At 37.7% G+C, this 18,851-nt stretch carries 19 protein-coding genes; 17 read left to right on the plus strand and 2 right to left on the minus strand.

The genetic code is table 11. The features are described 5' to 3' along the window. From Megvenef_RS01580 to Megvenef_RS01630, 11 genes are all read left to right on the plus strand, one after another. Nucleotides 1-378, plus strand: a 378-nt coding sequence (locus Megvenef_RS01580; RefSeq protein ID WP_322776253.1) for a hypothetical protein, incomplete at its 5' end; no start/stop codon positions are given. Nucleotides 379-384: 6 nt separating this feature from the next. Then, nucleotides 385-1,851 carry a hypothetical protein gene (locus tag Megvenef_RS01585; RefSeq protein ID WP_322776254.1) on the plus strand — a complete coding sequence of 489 codons (1,467 nt, stop codon included), beginning with the start codon at nt 385-387 and terminating at the stop codon, nt 1,849-1,851. Nucleotides 1,852-1,878: 27 nt separating this feature from the next. Beyond that, nucleotides 1,879-2,979, plus strand: coding sequence for a hypothetical protein (locus Megvenef_RS01590; RefSeq protein ID WP_322776255.1), 1,101 nt, complete (start codon nt 1,879-1,881; stop codon nt 2,977-2,979). 34 nt (nt 2,980-3,013) lie between these two features. Beyond that, a complete protein-coding gene (locus Megvenef_RS01595) occupies nt 3,014-3,565 on the plus strand; it encodes a hypothetical protein (protein WP_322776256.1) in 552 nt (183 codons plus the stop codon). Continuing rightward, a complete protein-coding gene (gene traU, locus Megvenef_RS01600; RefSeq protein WP_410519746.1) occupies nt 3,562-4,659 on the plus strand; it encodes a conjugal transfer pilus assembly protein TraU in 1,098 nt (365 codons plus the stop codon). Before Megvenef_RS01595 ends, traU begins: the two co-directional genes overlap by 4 nt. A gap of 17 nt (nt 4,660-4,676) precedes the next feature. After that, nucleotides 4,677-5,213, plus strand: coding sequence for a type-F conjugative transfer system pilin assembly protein TrbC (gene trbC / locus Megvenef_RS01605; protein WP_322776257.1), 537 nt, complete (start codon nt 4,677-4,679; stop codon nt 5,211-5,213). After that, entirely contained in the window at nt 5,201-6,265 is a 1,065-nt protein-coding gene (locus Megvenef_RS01610; protein WP_322776258.1) for a hypothetical protein, read from the plus strand. The genes trbC and Megvenef_RS01610 overlap by 13 nt, the downstream gene beginning before the upstream one ends. Beyond that, nucleotides 6,262-7,347 carry a conjugal transfer protein TraN gene (traN, locus tag Megvenef_RS01615; protein WP_322776259.1) on the plus strand — a complete coding sequence of 362 codons (1,086 nt, stop codon included), beginning with the start codon at nt 6,262-6,264 and terminating at the stop codon, nt 7,345-7,347. The genes Megvenef_RS01610 and traN overlap by 4 nt, the downstream gene beginning before the upstream one ends. A gap of 3 nt (nt 7,348-7,350) precedes the next feature. Next, a complete protein-coding gene (gene traF, locus Megvenef_RS01620) occupies nt 7,351-8,190 on the plus strand; it encodes a conjugal transfer protein TraF (protein WP_322776260.1) in 840 nt (279 codons plus the stop codon). Further along, entirely contained in the window at nt 8,187-9,617 is a 1,431-nt protein-coding gene (locus tag Megvenef_RS01625; RefSeq protein ID WP_322776261.1) for a conjugal transfer protein TraH, read from the plus strand. The genes traF and Megvenef_RS01625 overlap by 4 nt, the downstream gene beginning before the upstream one ends. A gap of 1 nt (nt 9,618) precedes the next feature. After that, a complete protein-coding gene (locus Megvenef_RS01630; protein WP_322776262.1) occupies nt 9,619-12,441 on the plus strand; it encodes a conjugal transfer protein TraG N-terminal domain-containing protein in 2,823 nt (940 codons plus the stop codon). Between the two features lie 10 nt (nt 12,442-12,451). Here Megvenef_RS01630 and Megvenef_RS01635 read toward each other — a convergent pair whose 3' ends face one another. Beyond that, nucleotides 12,452-13,036 carry a hypothetical protein gene (locus tag Megvenef_RS01635; RefSeq protein ID WP_322776263.1) on the minus strand — a complete coding sequence of 195 codons (585 nt, stop codon included), beginning with the start codon at nt 13,034-13,036 and terminating at the stop codon, nt 12,452-12,454. A gap of 159 nt (nt 13,037-13,195) precedes the next feature. On the opposite strand from Megvenef_RS01635, the gene Megvenef_RS01640 reads away from it, so the two are divergent. The 6 genes from Megvenef_RS01640 to Megvenef_RS01665 all read left to right on the plus strand — a co-directional run bounded on the left by Megvenef_RS01640 (nt 13,196) and on the right by Megvenef_RS01665 (nt 18,270). After that, nucleotides 13,196-15,220 carry a type IV secretion system DNA-binding domain-containing protein gene (locus tag Megvenef_RS01640; protein ID WP_322776264.1) on the plus strand — a complete coding sequence of 675 codons (2,025 nt, stop codon included), beginning with the start codon at nt 13,196-13,198 and terminating at the stop codon, nt 15,218-15,220. 47 nt (nt 15,221-15,267) lie between these two features. Further along, the gene (locus Megvenef_RS01645) at nt 15,268-16,014 is read left to right on the plus strand and encodes a hypothetical protein (RefSeq protein WP_322776265.1); all 747 of its coding nucleotides are present in this window, start codon (nt 15,268-15,270) and stop codon (nt 16,012-16,014) included. A gap of 100 nt (nt 16,015-16,114) precedes the next feature. Further along, entirely contained in the window at nt 16,115-16,786 is a 672-nt protein-coding gene (locus tag Megvenef_RS01650) for a site-2 protease family protein (RefSeq protein WP_322776266.1), read from the plus strand. A gap of 156 nt (nt 16,787-16,942) precedes the next feature. Then, nucleotides 16,943-17,488, plus strand: coding sequence for a hypothetical protein (locus Megvenef_RS01655; RefSeq protein WP_322776267.1), 546 nt, complete (start codon nt 16,943-16,945; stop codon nt 17,486-17,488). A 162-nt stretch (nt 17,489-17,650) separates the two neighbouring features. Further along, nucleotides 17,651-17,875, plus strand: a complete 225-nt coding sequence (locus Megvenef_RS01660; RefSeq protein ID WP_322776268.1) for an AbrB/MazE/SpoVT family DNA-binding domain-containing protein — start codon at nt 17,651-17,653, stop codon at nt 17,873-17,875. Then, nucleotides 17,872-18,270 (plus strand): type II toxin-antitoxin system VapC family toxin, encoded by a 399-nt coding sequence (locus tag Megvenef_RS01665; protein ID WP_322776269.1) that lies wholly within the window; start codon nt 17,872-17,874, stop codon nt 18,268-18,270. The genes Megvenef_RS01660 and Megvenef_RS01665 overlap by 4 nt, the downstream gene beginning before the upstream one ends. A 49-nt stretch (nt 18,271-18,319) precedes the next feature. On the opposite strand, the gene Megvenef_RS01670 is transcribed toward Megvenef_RS01665, so the two are convergent. Next, complete coding sequence (locus Megvenef_RS01670) at nt 18,320-18,586, minus strand: hypothetical protein (protein ID WP_322776270.1); 267 nt, start codon at nt 18,584-18,586, stop codon at nt 18,320-18,322. Nucleotides 18,587-18,851 lie beyond the last annotated feature (265 nt).

An 18,851-nucleotide genomic window follows, 5' to 3' on the forward strand; every position in this document is an offset into this window, starting at 1 on the left:
CTATTAAAAGTTATGGGTTTGATAAATCAAGATTTAACATTTAATGAGCAAAGTATAATTGTTCATTTCATATGTATTTTTGGCATCTTCGGTTGTTTGTTTTTTATACAAGTCCTGCTTAGCATTTTTGGAGCAATATTTAACAAAAGAGCTAATACCAGAATGATTATTAGCAAAAACAGAAGCAGTATTATTTTTGCTATAGCGGTATTGATATGTTTACTTGCAACGCAGCTTAATATATTAAGCGGCTCACAAAATTTAGCTTTATTGTTTTGTATATCGGTGTTTTGTGCAAGTAAAAGCTTAGAATTGTTTGCGATTGCGGTAATTACATGCATTACGGCAATTAGTTTTGATGTAGCAGAAAGGTTTTAAATATTCATGACAATAAAAATATTTAACAATTTTGCTATAACATCCTTGCTAGTAATTGGATTGCTAGTCCATCCGCTTTACTTATGCAAGGCAGGTAATACTAATTCAGAACAAGTAGAGACGCAATTAGACGGGCGTGAAGTTAAGTTTGACTATGAGAACTATCCTAAAGAGCGTGAGATTGCGTATGAATATTACAAACAAAATTATAAGTTCGATGCATTTCATCCGCTTGATAAGTCAAATATCGGTATTGATTTACAAGATATCGATAATGACGGGAAGAAAGAGATCATAACATATTTGCAAAATGACGGATATTGCGGCAGTAGCGGTTGTAAATTTCATATCTTAAAGCAGAATGATAATGTCGATTCAACAAGCAATGTAAAATATAACTCTATCGCACAAGGACAAATATATCCGAGCATCAAGATATTAGAGACTAAAACTTCAGGATATAATGACTTATTAATAGAAGACAAAAGGGGCATTTACATCTGGTCATGCAGCGGTGCTATTTATAAAGTAAGCAAAGCGATCAAAGAAAGCGATTGGGGCAAAGGATGCATAGATGATGCTTTTGGAGTAAAACGTGAAGTTTTACCTAGTCTTTGGTATATGCAAAGAGGAGTAGAGATAGCAAATAAGTATGGTTTTGTAGGGCTTTATAAAATGGACAGAAACGCTCTAAAATCCACCTTCTATATTGATAAAACTACAAATAAGTGGACTGGAAAATATGGAATAAACACACAAGATAATTTTTTAAATAATAAGGTTGTACAAGAGGTTGCAGTACGTGAGTACCATAAAATAATTTGGGAGCAGTATTTGCAAGATTATCATCAATACGATTCGCTGCAAGTAGGAGATATAGTGCTTAGTCAATCGGGCATGATATCGGCGGCTCATTTGGTAGGTTATCTAGAGCTTAAGAGTTTTGTAGACAATAAAGGAGTAGTAGATATACAAAACGGTAATTTGATTAATTCTACCGAATATTTAAAACGTTTTGGCGGTTATGAAGTTAATTATGGGATTGATGATTTAGTACAAAAACTAAAGGGCTTTAAGCTGGAATATGATTACGATGAACGTAATTATGAAATAGAGCGAGAAATTGCATATCAAGCCGAAACGGAATATGGCGTAGATGATATGCAACCCCTAAAGAAAGATGAGATTGGTATTTTTTTATACGATATAGACAATGATGGGGAGAAGGAGATTTTAGCTTACTATAGTAGTAGGGCGTATTGTGGTAGCCTCGGTTGTCCATTTTCTATCATCAAGCCGATAAAACATAAAACCGAAGGTAAAAAATACAAAAAAATTCTAGAATTAGTAGGTATCAATGATGTTTGGATATTAAAGAGTTCTAGCTTCGGTTATTCAGACTTATTATTTGAGGGCAATAGCGGAGATCGTATATGGCGCTTCACTGGCGCAAAATACGATTTATATAAATAACACAACACAAAAAAGGAGAGTTTAATTATGTCTAAGAAGAAAGATTTTTACCAAGATTTAGCGATGAGTGAATCTTCAAATAATTCTAAAGTAGTAAATAGCAAGGGTTATATAGGGTTGTATCAAATGGGAGAGGCGGCTTTGGTGGATGTTGAATACTATAATGAAAAATATCCTAAACTAGGACAAGAAAAAGGGGCGCAGTATAATAATGATTGGACTTCCAGTTGGTCTGGCAAGAACGGTATCGATAGTAGGGATGATTTTTTGAATAGCTCCCTTGTTCAAAATATTGCAGTTCGTGAGTATCATCAAAAAATCTGGTTCTATTTAAGAAATTATCATTTTTATGAGGACAAAGAGGTGGGAGGTATATTACTTACTAAATCAGCTATGCTTGCAGGCGGTCATTTAGTAGGAGCTCCAGCGGTGAGAAAATTTATTGATTCTGAGGGGCAGGTAGATAAGAGTGATGGCAATCTAGTTCGTTGTTCAACATATATGAAAAAGTTTAGCGGATACGAAGTTGATTACGGGATTGATGAATTAATGAAAGCTCTTAATAATGGTACAGAGTTTTCCGATATGCCGCAATATCTAGATAATGAAGACGATCTAGATCAAAGCCTTGGGGCAAACAAAGTAATCAATAAGCAGCTAAAAGCTCTTTTATCAAACCCTAGCGATTTACACAAGTATCAGCAAGAATCATTAGATAATGCGATGCAAAACTTAAAGCTTGCGGAAGGCTTTGTGCCGAATATCACAAAAACATCTCTTGAATCAATGGATAAGCATTATGAGCTTATGCAAGAGTTGATGGGAATTAAAGACCCGATTTTCGAATTAAAGAAAGTGAAGGAGTTAGAAGAGGAAGAAGAAAAGATTGATCCTTATCTAAAGAATTTAGTGCAAAGTTTTCAAAACCCACAAACTTTTACCTCTACAGCTAGCACAAAACCTAAAACCCAAGAGCAAAAAGTAGATCACGAAGATAACGATTGGTTAAATGCCTTACTCTCAAATACTACGTCTATGATGAACGAATCATCTAATGATCTGGACATGCAGCAATTTATACAAAGCCTTGGAAATCATAGTGAGTTTAATTTTGAGGATCAGATATAATATGAAAGCTAATTTAATTAAAAAATAGGTCATTATGAACGGTAAAAATCAAAATATAGACAAATGTTACGGCAACTTAGAATCGGTAAAAAATTGCGCGGTTAAAATGTTAAAGTCACCGTCAAATATTGTGCTAATTATTCTAACTTACGTGACTTGGTCAATGCTCGGTATGAGTTATTCCTCTAACCAAAATTTTGATATGACGGTAACGCCGCAGTATTACGTGATGTTATTGAGCTTCATTTCAATTTTAGCTGCTCTAATAAATTACAATACAAAATTAGTGCTACTTGCAATAGTAGGAGCAATTACCGTTGTAGTCTCGCTGCTTGCTATTGTAACAAGCAAAATAGGTGTTATTTGCCTTGGGTATCCTATCGGGTACTACGTTATATGCCCTATGAGTATCTTTTTGTTTTTGCTGCAAATTAAGCAGATAACATGTTTTGCATGGTGTCAATATTGTGAAGTTTTAAAATCCGGCAAGGTAAGTGATATAGCAAAAGATAGCTCTGACAATTTTATCAAAGAAGTTACGAAGCACGACCCACGAAATAATAAACAACAAAACAGTAAAAAATGAAACGACCTCAGCACCTGCCGGTCTTTAGTTTGAAATCTTGGCGGAGGACAACTAAAGACCGGCTACAAGACCTATACCGATATGTAATAGTATTAATAATATCTATTATTATACCGACATCAGTGTTTGGCAGTGTATCCTGTCAGAGCAGATTCGTCAATCCTATTACGGACGTTTGTTGGTCATGCCTGCTACCGATTTCTATCGGTCAGGCGATTAAAGTAGGCGGCGGAATGTCGCCTGCTAAAAGAGACACCAAGAATCCTGCTTCTCCTCTATGCGCTTGCAGCAAAGGCGGTCAACCTATTCCTATTCCGGGCATCACTTTAGGATTTTGGGAGCCTGCAAGAATGGTGGACGTTACCAGAAGCAAGTATTGTATGGTGGGGCTAGGCATCGACCTTGGCTCAAACAATGTTACCAGCATGGGTACTTACAATAGATCTCACGGCGATAGAATGGCGCATAATAGTTTCTATCATCTGCATTATTACGTATATCCCCTTATATATTGGCTAGAATTAATCACCGACCTTATCTGTTTAGAGCAAGCAACTTTTGACGTAGCTTATTTGTCTGAGTTAGACCCTATGTGGAATGACGAAAAAATACAGACATTATTAAACCCCGAAGCCTTTTTGTTCGGCAATCCTCTAGCGCAAGCGGCATGCGTACTTGACTGCGTTGCAGCAACGGTAGACATGCCAAGAGACGAGCTTTTTTGGTGCAGCGGCTGCTGGGGAAATATTTATCCTTTTTCAGGAGCTAATGCCGATCATGTAGGCGGAGTGCAAAATAGTTCACTGCTAACATCTAGAATTCTGGCAAAAATGCACCGCGTAGGGCTTGCTAAAAGTACCAGCACAACCGATGCCAGTATTAACGGTAAAATCTGCAAGAAACAAACCGCACTTAAAATCAAGAAAAGTCAGTACAAGTTACAAATGGTCTATCCGAAAACTACAAAAGGAGCAATCGGTTGCTGGCCGCTTGGTTTGTCGGATATGGCCTATAGTTCTTTCAGGGAATATCCTTGGGACGGTCAGGATTGGAGTTATGTAATATGGAGGAAGAGGAATTGCTGCGCATTTTAATATTAATATATTGCACTTTGATTGCAAACACTACTTTAGCTGAAGAGTCTGATCTTGAATGGGCAAAAGGCATTGCCGAGCGCGATCATAAAATGGTCATGGAAAACTTTAAGAACAGCATGGGAGATAAAGACTTTGATCAAGATTTAAGGGAATCGGTATTAAAACCAAGACCTCTATTACAGATATTCGTATCTAGCTCAATGTCAAGGGAGTCGCTTAAATCCTACGTTAGAGAAGCGCATCGTTATAACGGCGTGCTAGTTTTTTGCGGCTTGCCGCAAGGGAGCTTTCGCAAGATTACCGATTTAGTCATGAGTATATCAGACGCGCAATACCCTGTTGCAATGCAAATAGATGACGAAGCATTCGCAAAGTTTGGTATTAAAGCCGTTCCTGCAATAGTGCTTACAGTTCCTGCTTCAATGTTTTCCGAGCAAACGGCTAGAGATAGGTTTGATAAAATAACGGGTCACATTACGATCAAAGCCGCTTTAGAAACATTTGCCGCACAAGGCGATTTAACTGCAAATGCAAAGGAGTGCCTCAAATGAAGAAAATCCTCAAGTTTGTAAGTTTAATTTTGTTCTTGTGCGCTGACCATCAGGCACTTGCCATACAAACCCAAATTAACAAAGTCACGGATTTGTTTGATAAGCATATCGAGGATAAGGATGCGCTGCTACAAAACATGAAAAAGCAAAATGATAATGCAATGGAGCAAATTAAATCAAGAAAGCACCATGAGTCTATTGAAGGAATGGACGGAGCGGAAGGCAAGGCAAATGAGCTAAATTCTATAAAAGAAACGGACTTAGATGAAGCGGGCAGGCAAAAACGCGGATCTCAAGAATATCAATTTTACGATGAAAACGAATTAGAGCCAGATTATACCAAGCCGGGCAATCGTATGCACAAACTAGATAGTGATGACATAGTAACAGCTACGGAAAAAACTATGCGTCAGATAGGGACTGATTTAATGAAAAGGCTTATTGAACTGGGGTTTAATTGCAAAACGGTTAAAGGCGCAATCCACAAAGACCCGACTTATTATATAGATATCAAAAAAGAAGATCAGAAAAACACCGAATATGATCAGCTTTTCTGTGAAGAACCGAGAAATCAATATAGCTGCAACGATTCAGTCTCTCTAAGCTGTAAAAGAATCGGCATAAGATATACAAACCCAGAACCAAGAACTATCAGGTTTAATGGACATACGCTGCACAATAATAAAATGAACTGGGGGTTTGCGGTGCATTGGAAAACAAAACGTTGGGGGTGGCATATAACGCCTTATCATCCGGGAAAGACTATATTCGGTTGGCCTGATCAGGTGGATTCATGCTGGCGTGATAACCCAGCGGCAATTATTGCCGATGCACGTTCCTATATTGCGGCAACCTTAGGTGTATCTATAGAACAAATAGGAGAAAACGTAACATTCCCCGCTTCGGGTAGAGGGATAGGTAATATAACTCCTGTTCATTGCCGTTGGCGTGTTGTCTGGGATGAATATGAGTTCGGTTACACTTATAGAGAAATTTATCATGTATGTGAGGAATGGGCTGAAGATTGGACTGAGAGGTGCATGTTAAAATGATAAAGTATCTTACAACACATAACTTTCTTATATCAATAACACTTATTATAGCTGCAGTTTTGATTTGTTTTATTCCTGAAGCTAAGGCAGGTAATCGTTTTACTTCAAGTTACCCATGCTCTGATAACGGTAAATATTGCATAAGTAGCGGCACAAGAACAGTACAAGGATTTCAAGTACATCGTGATTGCTGGGAGTGGGCATATAACAAGCAATGTAATTATCCGAGTAAGAATGACTGCGCCCAGCATGCCAAATGTTATTCTCTAGGGGCAAGCGGTTGCGTGCTTCGAGATAGTTTAGGCAACTGCGTTAATATTTTAAAAGAATTTAGCTGTAAACGCTGGATTCCTACGGTAATAGAGTCGGAAACCGTAAGATACGGAAGCGTTGATAAGGACGGTTTAGAAGGTCTTGTTTGTGAGGGCGTCCCTTGTATAGACGGCAATTGTATCGATAAGTCTTATGAAATGGATGCCGATATGGTTTCATCAGTTGCGCAGCTTGGAGCTTTATCGCAAGGAAAAAGTGACGGCGTAAATTTTAAAATCTTTGAAGGGCTAGGTAGGAATTGTTCCAAAAAACCTATCGGCTACCAAAGTTGCTGTCATGTATATCCAAAAGGCTGGGGCAAGAAATTAGGTGCTAAATGTAGCAAGGATGAGGAGATCCTATCAGAAAAAAGACAGAAGAATCTATGTATCTATGTCGGTAAGGAAAGTAAAAAAACAGCAGGCGTTACAACTCTTATCAAGCATCATTATTGTTGTTTTAGCAATATGCTAGAAAAAGTCGTGCAGGTACAAGCAAGAAAACAACTAGGACTTAATTTCGGTAGCGGCGGCAGTCCAAATTGTCGCGGTCTTACTTTAGATGAATTATCTAGAGTTGATTTTAGCAAAATGGATTTTTCGGAAGTAGCTGCCGAGATGCAGAAAAAAATCGCTATGCCTAATGTTGCGGATGTTAAGGGACGTATCGAGGGTTCACTCAATAATGACTGTAATAAATTTGATACTCAGCAAGAAGCTCACCCTAAGAATAAAGCTTCGGGCGTTAATTCAAAAGTGAAAGAGGAATGATAGATGAGTAACGCAAGGGTAATTAACACTAAATCTATTATTTACGTCATTAAAACAATCTACGCTATTTTGCTGTTGATTGTAGCTTGTAGCAATAACGTATATGCGGGAGTAGGGGGTTTTTACAAAGGGGAAGACAGATATCGCGGCTTTTATTGGTTCGAAGACCAGAAAACGGGGCTACAAAATAGAGATTCTTTTCAGTTTCGCTATCCGACTCCTGATGAAGCGCAAACCGGGGTAGAAGCTCGCAAAAAAGAAATGGATGATGCAAGAGCTCAAATGGTAGAGCTTGGTTTTAGAGAAGATACGCCGCCCCACATTTTAAGACAAGCCATAGTTAAATATAAAAAACTAGAAGCCCGGATGCATGACGGTGCTATTCGTTTGGTACACGCGTCTGAAATGGCCAACTTTACTAATCCTGAAATAGCGGATGTAACCGAGTTTCCGACTAATGTATATGCCAACAAAATCAAGCGGGTGGCTGAGAACCGCGACAAGATAGAGATTGTTAAAGAATTTGCCAAGAAGTTTGATCTCTTACTATTTGCAAGCCCTGATTGTGCTTACTGCAAGGCTTTTACTCCTGTTATTACTAACTTTGCCAAGGAGCATGGATTTACTCTCGAAACGGCAAGTCTTAATAGTAGCGAGGGTAAAATTGCTCAAGGACTCGGTATTAATGCAGTACCGACATTAGTAGCGGTGGCAAAAGACGGTAAGCGATTGTTTGAACTATCAAGAGGTCTTAGTAGCTTGTCAGAGTTAGAATCTAACGTAGTACTTGCAAAGAATCTAAACGATGAACAAGGTAAAAAGTTTAATAAGAGTAGAAGATGATACAGGTGTTTTATTCTCAATATTTATCAAGAGTAATATTTATTTTGCTAGTACAGCTCATGACGACTACGAGCAGCACTCAAGCAGGCGGTCTTGACGGTTTCCTAAAATTTGCGGGTCAAGGCGGCTCGATGACCAGCATAAATAAAGGAGCGGTTATCAGCGATCAAAGGGCAGGTTATATGACTGGCGGTTCTATTATCACCAGAGGACCGAGACCTATGGATTTACAACCTCTGGGCATTCAGTTGCCGAGTTTTGAGTTTGATCCCTGTACTGGTTCGGGTGACCTGCGTTGGGGAGGGTTTTCATTTATAAGAGGTGCTGAGTTTGCCAAATATTTTAAAGCGGTTTCGGCAAGCGCGGGAGCTTATGTTGCCAAAATGGCTATTAAGCAAGCTTGCCCGCAATGTGAAGATATTATGTCATATTTAGAAAGTGTCGCAAGAGACATTAACGGCATGACCTTTAATCAGTGCGAGCAGGGCAAAGCCATTGCCGATGGTCTCATGGGTAAATTTAATGCTGCCACAAGCCAGAAATGTTTGGCTAAATCTTCTATTGCTAAAGGCGGTAGTGATTTACATGAAGCTACGCAAAGATGCCAAGATAATCCTGATAAATACGGTGAGACAGGTGATGAAGACAAATTAAAATCAATGTTACCCGATAATTTTAATTTAGTATGGAAGGCTCTGTCTCACGGTGACGGCAATGCGCCCACTGGAATGAAAGAACTAATCATGTCGATTTCAGGCAGTATTATCGGCACTAAAACAAACGGCATTGCTACAATTGCTACGCTTCCGTCTTTAGTAGAAAAAGAAGATTTGCTTGAGCAATATATCGGAAAACCCGGGGTCGGCAGTAGCAAGATTAAGTTATATGTTTGTAATGAAAAGGTTAAGTGTCTTAAGCCGGTTGCCACCGAAAGCACGGTTGATAATAGATCAGATACCTTATATGGCAAGGTTGAGACTACCTTAACCTCAATTCTTGATAAAATCGAATCAAACAAGGGCGACCTGTCCGATGAGGAGCAAGCCTTAATTGAATATTCACAAATTCCGATCATTACCCTTTTTGAAATCGAGCTAGCCCTTAAAAATAAAGAAAGTGTTGCAATGCTCGCAGGTAACTCGGAATTCATTGAAGTAGTGTGCTACGACATGGTTACTAACTTCATGCAAAAAATGCTCCATGAGGCAAAAACGGCGGTAGATACTTTGCAAACCGCGCAGCTAGATAATACTTCGATTGAAAGATTTAACCGTAATATTGAAACCGTACAAATGCTGCTTAGAGATAAAAAATATATGGCAATGGATAAACTCCAAACAATCATTGCGGTTAAAGAGCGTCTTTTAAAACAACAAGATGTTTTTGAAATGGGTTTTAGTAGATTTGCCGATAGTAGAGGTAGGTAATATGGGAATACAATTTGCGATACATACATACGGACATTATGATGCAATGTTTTATGTGCTAAACGGCATTAAGATGATTATGGATAGTGATCTGACGGGTGCAATGATTAAGCTTATGGCGCTCATTGCAACTTCCTATTATGCGCTTCGTGGTATGGCGGAAGCCTCTAACGGCGGAGTAGGGCATTATTTGCTGAAAACCATCGGCATGTTAATGCTAATATCGACACTATTAGTGCCAAAGGCCGATATATTGGTTGTAGATCGTATTAGCGGTAAAAAAGATATAGTTAGCGGCCTTCCTTATGCATTTGTTTTGCCTGTAGGGATATTAGAAGCGGTTGGTGCAGGGATTACATCTCTCTTTGAGCAAGCATTCGCGCGGGTGGGTTCCATGGCTTATAAAGATTACGGTCTTATTTTTGGACAAAGGCTAGTACAAGAATCTAAAGACTGGCGTATTAACAATCCTGAATTTGCCCGTAACATGAATATCTTTCTTAAAAGATGCGTTGTACTGGAATCTATGATCGGTAGTAGATTTACCCCTGAAGACGTATTTAACAGTACTGATATGTTTCGTTTAGTAACCGAAAATGCAGGTACGTTCCGTCAAGTTGATTTTAGAATCAAAAAAAAGCTTGAGCGATTAAATTGCAAAGAGGCAGGCGTAGCACTTAAAGAGTACTTAAAGCCGGAAATAGATTTTTTAAATTTTAAATATAAAGGCACTGATTTTTCTATAGCAGGCGGCAACGAAGGTCTAGGTAATATGCAAATTAATCAGTTGCTCGGTAGGAACTTAGAAGCGGGCTACTCTACTTCTCTTGGAGTAGAAGGCTCGGCCGCTGAGATTATCAGACAAAACCTGATGATTAACTCTCTTAAAGACTGGGGTAATATCAGTGATAAATACGGCTATACTCGCGCCGATGATTTACAAAAAAGTAACTGGAAGATATCGGGAGACCTTGCTAAAAAATATTTGCCTATGCTGCTTAATATCACGAAAGCCTTAATTTACTCTTCTTTTATTTTCATTGTCCCTCTAATGATTCTATCAGGCGGCGTAAGTCACTATCTCAAATATTGCACCGTGATATTCAGTCTTCAGATATGGCCTGCATTGAATGCGGTGTTAAACCTATTTATTGAGCTATATAGCAACCTAAGAGGCGCGGCATTAACGGGAGGGAATCTAACCTTTGCTAATTTTAATCAAGTACACGAGTCGGTTGATACTATCGTTTTAGTTGCTAGCGGTTTGCAGATGAGTATACCTTTCCTAAGTTTTGCAATCGTTCAAGGCGGCGTAGGAAGTTTTGTGCATTTAGCAAGCACCTTGCAATCGGCAAGCAGCTCTGCTGCGGGAACGGCAAGTCAAGAAATCACCAGCGGCAACAGAAGTTTTGACAATATAAGCAAAGACACGGCAAGCATAGGTAATAAGTCTGGGTTTAAAACCGACTTTAACCAGCTGCATCAAGAAGGAGCTACTCAAATACAAGGAGCTGACGGTTCAATGCTAAGGAATTTTGCAGATGGAACAAGTAGTATTACCAGCGGTTCCGGAGTCAATAAATCTTCAGGCTCAAGAGCTCTATTCATGGAAGAGGGGATTAATACGAGTTTGCATGAGGGAGCTAGCAAAAGTCTAAGCGCAATGAAAAGTGACGAGCAGCATTATCAGCAATCGCAAAGCTCGGCAATCAGTACCACTACCGATCGTGTAGCACATTTAGCTCAAAGACAAGCCGCCGGAAAGTCTATAAATATAGATCAAACAACTGAAGAGGGTAAAGCAATGCAAGAAGCTATCAATAACACGAGATCTCTACATGATCGTGACGGTTATGGCTGGAGTCAGGCAGCAAAAGCCAGCGTTAATGCATATGTCGATGCAGGTGTTAAAATACCTAGCGCAGTTCCTTTGGTCAAGGGAGAAACTGGTGTCAGAGCAGACGGTAGCGTTAGTGCTGAAAATAGCAGTAATCAAGGTTTAGAGAAAGGAAATTTAATCAACAGAGAAAATAATAGCAGCAAATCACTTAACACTCTATTGCGCGCAGCGTCTAATGAACATTATACCAAAGATGACAGTGTAGATCAAAGCTTGGCTCAAAGCACTAAAGCGAGTTATGACAAAATGCAAAGCTACGGTCAATCAATATCACAACGAAAAGAGGAGGTAGACAACTATAATCTTGCAATACAGTCATCGGCAAGTAGAGGTGGAACAGATAGACGTGACATGACTCATGAAGCGGAGCTAGCTGTCGCTAAAACATACGGAGTATCACAAGAAGCAGCTCATAAAATGATCGAATCTAATGATCCAAGGGCAAACAAGGTGTGGAATTCAATGGTTGAGCGTGAAGTCGGCCAAGAATTAGCACAAGTAAAGGCTGCTAAGGGCAACGTCCTAGACACCGCTTCACAAGATAAAATAGCATTCCATAACGAACATTCGGGCAAGATTAATGATCAAGCTCAAAAAGATTTACAGCAACAGGCTGCTAAAGAAGGATTAGACTCTAATCTCATGAAAGCAAATATCCAAAATACTCAGAATAATCTTGGTACAAAAGGTAATAATATGAAGCAAAATGCCGAGGGGCAAATAGATGCAGTGGAGCGCAATAATACAGCTATAGAGCAGGGGATGGATAAGAAGGTTCAGGAATACGAAAAAGATAGAACTAGCAAAAAGCTTGGTATAGGAGGCATGGATGCCCAAGAAAAGGCTAAAGAATATTTAAAAGGCGGAGAAAAGGCAGTACAAATACCGCCTGAAAAATCTTTAAAACCAAAAGGCGAGAAATAATATGCTTAAATTATTTGTGATGATAGATGTTACAACTATGACTAATATATCTTGGAGAAGTCAATATACTTTCCTGAATATTAGAATGTGTATTAGACAAATGATGTTGACTATTTCTCCAGTTGCTGCTGGAACTATCAAACACAGAAGTGCCATTACCCTTAGTCCAAGCAGTTTTATTAAAAATAATGGCTATAGGGAGGTTTTTTAAAATGAAATACATTGTAGGTACAAACCAAAAAACCAAATTATATACAGCTAGGTTTTTATTTAGTAGAGGGTATTTAATATATAATACCCACAATGTTGTAAACGGAATAGCTAGCCATAATACAAAACCTACGGCTTCTGGCATATACGGACATAAGGCTCTCTTTGTAGAGGTGCTATGGAACATATCATCTTTGTATTCGACTTTATTAGCTCTAGATACAAGATATGGAGATAAAACTAAAGTAGCAAGTAGCAGAAAAATTCCGCCTGAAATTAAATCCATTGCTTCCTGCGCAATGAACACGGGAATAGACGGCAGCGTCAAAAACATTAAATTCCAAAAATTATCCTTATTTAACCTTGCTTTGATAAAGCTTCGCATAAAAGCACCCAATTTTATCGATATTCTCCATTCTTATGATACCAATCATCTCGTTAAAAAACTATGTTTTTTTGGAAGTCCAGTGAGATTTAAAGGCAATCTGGTTATGTGTTTAGATAATTTGCTTCATCAGTGCAATAAAACGAAGAAGGTAACGATATGATTAGTAACTTTATCGGCGGCGGTCAGGTATTCCTGCACAAAGTACGGATGCTTAGGCAAGTGGTTGGTACTACTATCTTTGTATCCTTAGTTGCTGGTTTTTGTCTTACATGGAGTTTTAGTTCTAATAATACTACAAAGTTTGATCTAGATGGCGCGGTCACTTATGCCAAGGCAAAACTTGCACTGACGGTACATCCAGCACTATCTGCTATTGCTATCGGTAAAAGCAAAGCTAATGTTGACGCTTATTCGGAAGGTAAATTATGGAAAAAGAGAATGCTTGCAAGCTCGGTAGTTTCTAGCGGTCGCTTTAAATCCGCGTGGGATCAAGCGATAGAGGTAATATACTCACTAATTCTCAAATCACTTGGCTTCGGAAGTTTGGCAGGCGGCATAGTGTTTCTTCTATGGAGTAAATTCGGACGTGATTTAAAGCTCGATAGAAAGAACGAGGGTAGCGGGGTAGTGTTGAGTCTTGCGCAAGTTAGGGTTAAGTTAAAACAATTAAAGTTATGTAGTGAGTTCTATATCGGCGAAATGCCTTTGGTTAAAGATATGGAAACCAGACATTTTTTAATCACAGGTTCTACAGGCTCAGGTAAAACTAACCTTATTCATAATTTATTACCGCAAGTAGAGAATCGAGCGCAACCCGCTATCATTATCGATCAGACTGGCGAGATGATTGCCAAATATTACGATGAAAAACGCGGTGATATTATCTTCAATCCGTTTGATGAAAGAGCAAAAACTTGGGATTTTTGGGCTGACTGCAGTAAAGAGAGATGCTTAGAGAAGTTTGCCGATACTTTGATCGGTTTTAATAGTAGGAAGAATAATAGAAATGCTGCCGACTTCTGGGAAGAAGCAGCTCAAAGTATTTTTGTTGAAGTGGTGAGCTATTTACAGAAACATCAGCAATACTCACTGCAAAATTTACGTAAAACGATATGTCAGAGTGATCACAAGGAATTACGAAGAATGCTCAAAGGTAGGGACTGTATTCAATATTTTACAAAAGATAATGCAAAAGCGGCAAGTTCAATAATGTCAGTCTTAATGACAAATATCAAACCTCTAAGATTTTTGCGTGATAAAAGCGATGCAGGTAGTTTTTCGGTGCAAGAATACATCAAAAAAATAGATGAGGGTTTTAGCGGTTGGCTGTTTTTGGCATCCGAGCCTTCCACAAGAGAACTCACTATCTCGCTTAATGCCGCTCTTGCAGAACTAGCGATTGCTAATCTAATGCGCCATGATTCACCGCAAAATAGGCGTATATGGTTTATTATGGACGAGTTAGCAGCGTTCGGTAGATTTCCGAGCCTTGCTAAACTTATGCAGGAAGGACGTAAATACGGTACTTGCGTTGTAGCGGGTTTGCAGTCATCAAGTCAGCTATTTGCTCATTACGGTTCAGGCGAAGCAAGTAATCTCTTTGCTTTATTTAAAACAAAATTTGCCTTTCAAAGCGATGATCCGATGATGGGTAAACTCTATAGCTCGATATGCGGCTCTGAGACTGTTACCCGTCAGCAGAAAAACACCAGCTTCGGAGCGAATACTTTTAGGGACGGCATTAGTTATAATGAACAGCAACAAGAAAAGCCTCTTGTAAAACTAGATGATTTTGCAAGCCTTAGAACAGGTGAGTGTTATACGTTATTACCGATACCAGAGGTTAGATTATCCAAAATGCAAACACCTGAAGCTAAAAGAAAAGATAAGAACCAAGGATTCGTTGAAGCAAAGGAGCTAGAGGAAATTATAGACAGTAGCGATTATGCTCTATTAGAGCAAGATGATGACGAGTATGCAGGTAGTGATAATATAAATGCTACAGATAATCAGGATAGTACCCCGCTATCTACTCAAAAACAAAAAGAGTTAGAACCTCTAGTTATAGATGGTCAGTCTAGTTCGAAAATAAAGCAACCTACTAGCTCTGTAACAAATACAAAAAATCAAAAAAGCATTACTAAGAAAGAAGAAGTTGAGTTTGATGAGCTTGAAATTTAACTACTACCCAAGGTGATTAAATTAATTAACCAGAAAGGATTTTAAATATGTCGGATAAATTAACAAAAGAACAAAGTAATAATACCGAAAAACCTCAAAGTAAGTATATCTTGCCAGAGAAAATGAAATCTTTAGAAGACGTTATTACTCGAATACATTCTGAAGCTGATTTTATCTCCACTGCCTTTGGAGTTCATACTAATAAGGTAATGGAGTCTTTTAAGTCCGCAATCAACACAATTACTGAAACAAGCGACACTCTTGAATTGCCGATAGAAATGTTTAAAGAAAATAATGATAGGCTCGAGGCATTAATAAATACTTTAGTTATTTTACCGAGTAAGACGGAAGAAATACTTTCTGGCGTACAAGACAAAGTAGCAAAGTCGGTTGCCGCCACTATCCCCAATCTTGTAGACACTCTATGTAAGTCTCATAATGATAACTACCGAAAAATACACGGATCAATAGATTCGTGTATTCAGGATTTAAGTCATTATATTAATGAAGCTAGAACGCATACACAAACTGAACTAATAGAATATAAACAAGAAATAGCTAATCTAATCGAGTGTGGCATAAAGCAGCGGACTCGTAGAATTTTTTTAATACTTATGTTATCAGGTTCGTTTTCCGCAATAGTATCCGGCGTAACTAGTTGGGTTATTAATAAATACTTTCCACGTAGCGTAGAGATTACTGGTAACCAACATTTAGTAGTAAAGGACTCTCAAGTGTTAGTTCACGGTTCTGATACATATAAATTAGAAAAACAAAAGAAAGAAGGAAAATAATTGTGGTTGCAAGCCTCTAGAATTATCAATATTCTCAAGCATAATTCGGTGGTATAAAATTATTACATTAAGCAGGGCACAAGATTTTAAAAGATTAAGCATGTTTGTTACAAGTATAGAATTTATCGGATATATTGCTATTTTCTTATTTTCATTGGTAATTCATGAAAATGTTCATGCTAGAGTTGCCTATTATTTAGGTGACTCAACGGCAAAAGATATGGGTAGATTTTCATTTAATCCATTAAAACATGTTACGTTAGCCGGTATATTACTTCCGATCGGATTGCACCTTATAAATGCACCGATATTTGGTTTTGCAAAACCTGTTCCGTATAATCAGTCTTCATTCAAAAACCCAAGAAGAGATATGATTCTCGTTGTATTGGCAGCACCTTTTGCAAATTTTATTTTAGCCGTTATAGCATGTCTTTTATGCAGTATTAGACTATCAATATTACCGGAAATCTATTTGTTGTATTTTGATACAATTTGTGCAACGATATTCAAGGTAAACTTTCTGCTTTGCGTCTTTAATCTCCTGCCTATTCCGCCTCTTGACGGTAGTATAATTTATATGAGTACCGTAATAGATAAAAATCCTAAGCTTTCCCGAAAATTTGAAGATCAGGGATTTGGAATATTGTTTTTTTTATTAATAATAATGCCGTTAATTGGCAAGGCTTTCGGCAAAGACTATAATATAATCGGTATATATATAAGATGGTGCTTAGATGAATTTGTTTCAATTTTAAGCTCTTTAGCTGGATAAAATTTCTTAGAATCATTTATGGTAACAATATAATGATTTCTAAGATAGTGTTGATAATTTAAAATTATCAAGGTATTTTGGATTAATATTTAAACAATTACATCAGAGTGGTTATGATTTTATAGAGCCACTCCAAGCTTAAATAAAAAAACAGAAATGAAAAAAGATTCAAAGACAAGCGCGGAAGTAAGCGCAATCATGACTAAGGCACTTTTTGTGCTTAAAGATCTTGTAGATAATGATGCGGAATATGAGATGGATTATCATCAGGTTGTTACCCTTTTTCTACAAGGCGTTATATCGACTGCTATAGACCTTGCCGAACTACATTCCCCTGGCGTGTCTCCGATGATTTATGCAGATATTGAAGCTAGTTCAAAATTAGGAGGGTTGAGGTCTATTGCGAAAATGCAATCAGAAAAAGGTTCTATTTCTTACTCGGTTTCGGATATCGGCGCACATGATTTAGCTACTGCTATGAATTACCTAGGACAACAAATGTCTACGACACTTTTTAAAGGAATTCATGAGCTACCGCTACCATTACGTAATCAAGAAATGTTGGTAAGAGGAGTAGAAGCTCTTCTTGCTAACTTACTAAATGACAAGTTTGATCATCCTCATGCTATCCTAGATACTTTCTGTGAACATGTTCACATGGCCTTGAATGATTTGGCATCTCGTATCAAATCAATACATTAATATTGATAATTCTAGCCCTTTGGATGATTCAACGTAATAACATAGAAGTAAGAGTATTACTTGTTTTACTCTTACTTCTATGTTACTATTATTTTATATACAGTCAATACAGCTACCCTAAACGACAACATTTTAAAACAAAACTTATTTAAGATTGATTTTATGAGAGTATCTACTAAAGGACAAGTGACTATACCTTGCGAGATGAGAACTAAATTAGGTATGCTTCCATGTACGGAAGTTGATTTTATCTTACAGGATGACGGAATATTAATTCAAAAACAACACGGGAGCAAACGCAAAGGTTCAAAATTGCTAGAACAGTTATCCGGCAAAAGTCGATTAAATATGTCTACTGAATATATAATGAAATTAACCAGATCATGATTTTAGTAGATAGTAATATATTACTTGATATCTTGACTATCGATCCTAAGTGGTACGACTGGTCGGCCTCTAAACTTAGCCTAATGGCCGAATCCCACGAGCTAATTATCAATGACATAATATATACCGAAATTTCAATCGGCTTTGAGAGAATTGAAGATTTAGAGGAAACTTTTTCCGGCGACTTTTTTAAAATTATGCCAATGCCGAAAGAAGCACTTTTTTTAGCCGGTAAAGCTTTTCTACAATATAAATCTAATAACGGCACTAAAAACTCGGTATTACCAGATTTGTTTATCGGCGCACACGCCTCCGTGCTTGGGATTCCTTTGATAACAAGAGATACAAGCCGTTATAAAACTTATTTTCCAAAGTTACAATTAATCACACCTTGAGTCGGCTGGTTGTTTCACCGTTCCGCTACTCCCGACTGTTCGGTGACAATTATAATTCTAGCTCTAGACCCTTACTTTTAGACAGCTCTAGTTGCTTATGGTTTTCAATAGCTTTACTTTGAATTTTTTGAATCTCCTTACATGGGAAATATTCATGAGTACGTGTTTTAGTTACATAATCTAAAAACTTTATAGAGCAATCAAATTTCTTACTATCTAAAGTAATAGTCTTCCCAGCATCTAATATAGCAACTTTATTAGTGATAGAATTGATATATTTTAGGGTATTAACCACATTCCTGCGTAAATGTAACATAAGAGAAAACTCTATATCCCATAAGGCTTGTAGAGCACTAGACTTGCGATTCAACCAAAAAACTTTCCCATAAAAGATTAAATTAGCAATGGAAAAAAACGACTACAGCCCTTGATTTCAAAGAGACAAGAATCTAAACTTTACCGAAAAAGAACTTATTAGGGAAAGTGTTTATTTTCCATGATAAAACTAAGAAACTTTCCCTAAAATGGGATTTCTTGTACCTTTGTAGACCTATCGACAAATTAATAACTTATTGATAATA

It is taken from the genome of Candidatus Megaera venefica (assembly GCF_034554655.1).
GTDB classification, from domain to species: Bacteria; Pseudomonadota; Alphaproteobacteria; order Rickettsiales; family Rickettsiaceae; genus Megaera_A; species Megaera_A venefica.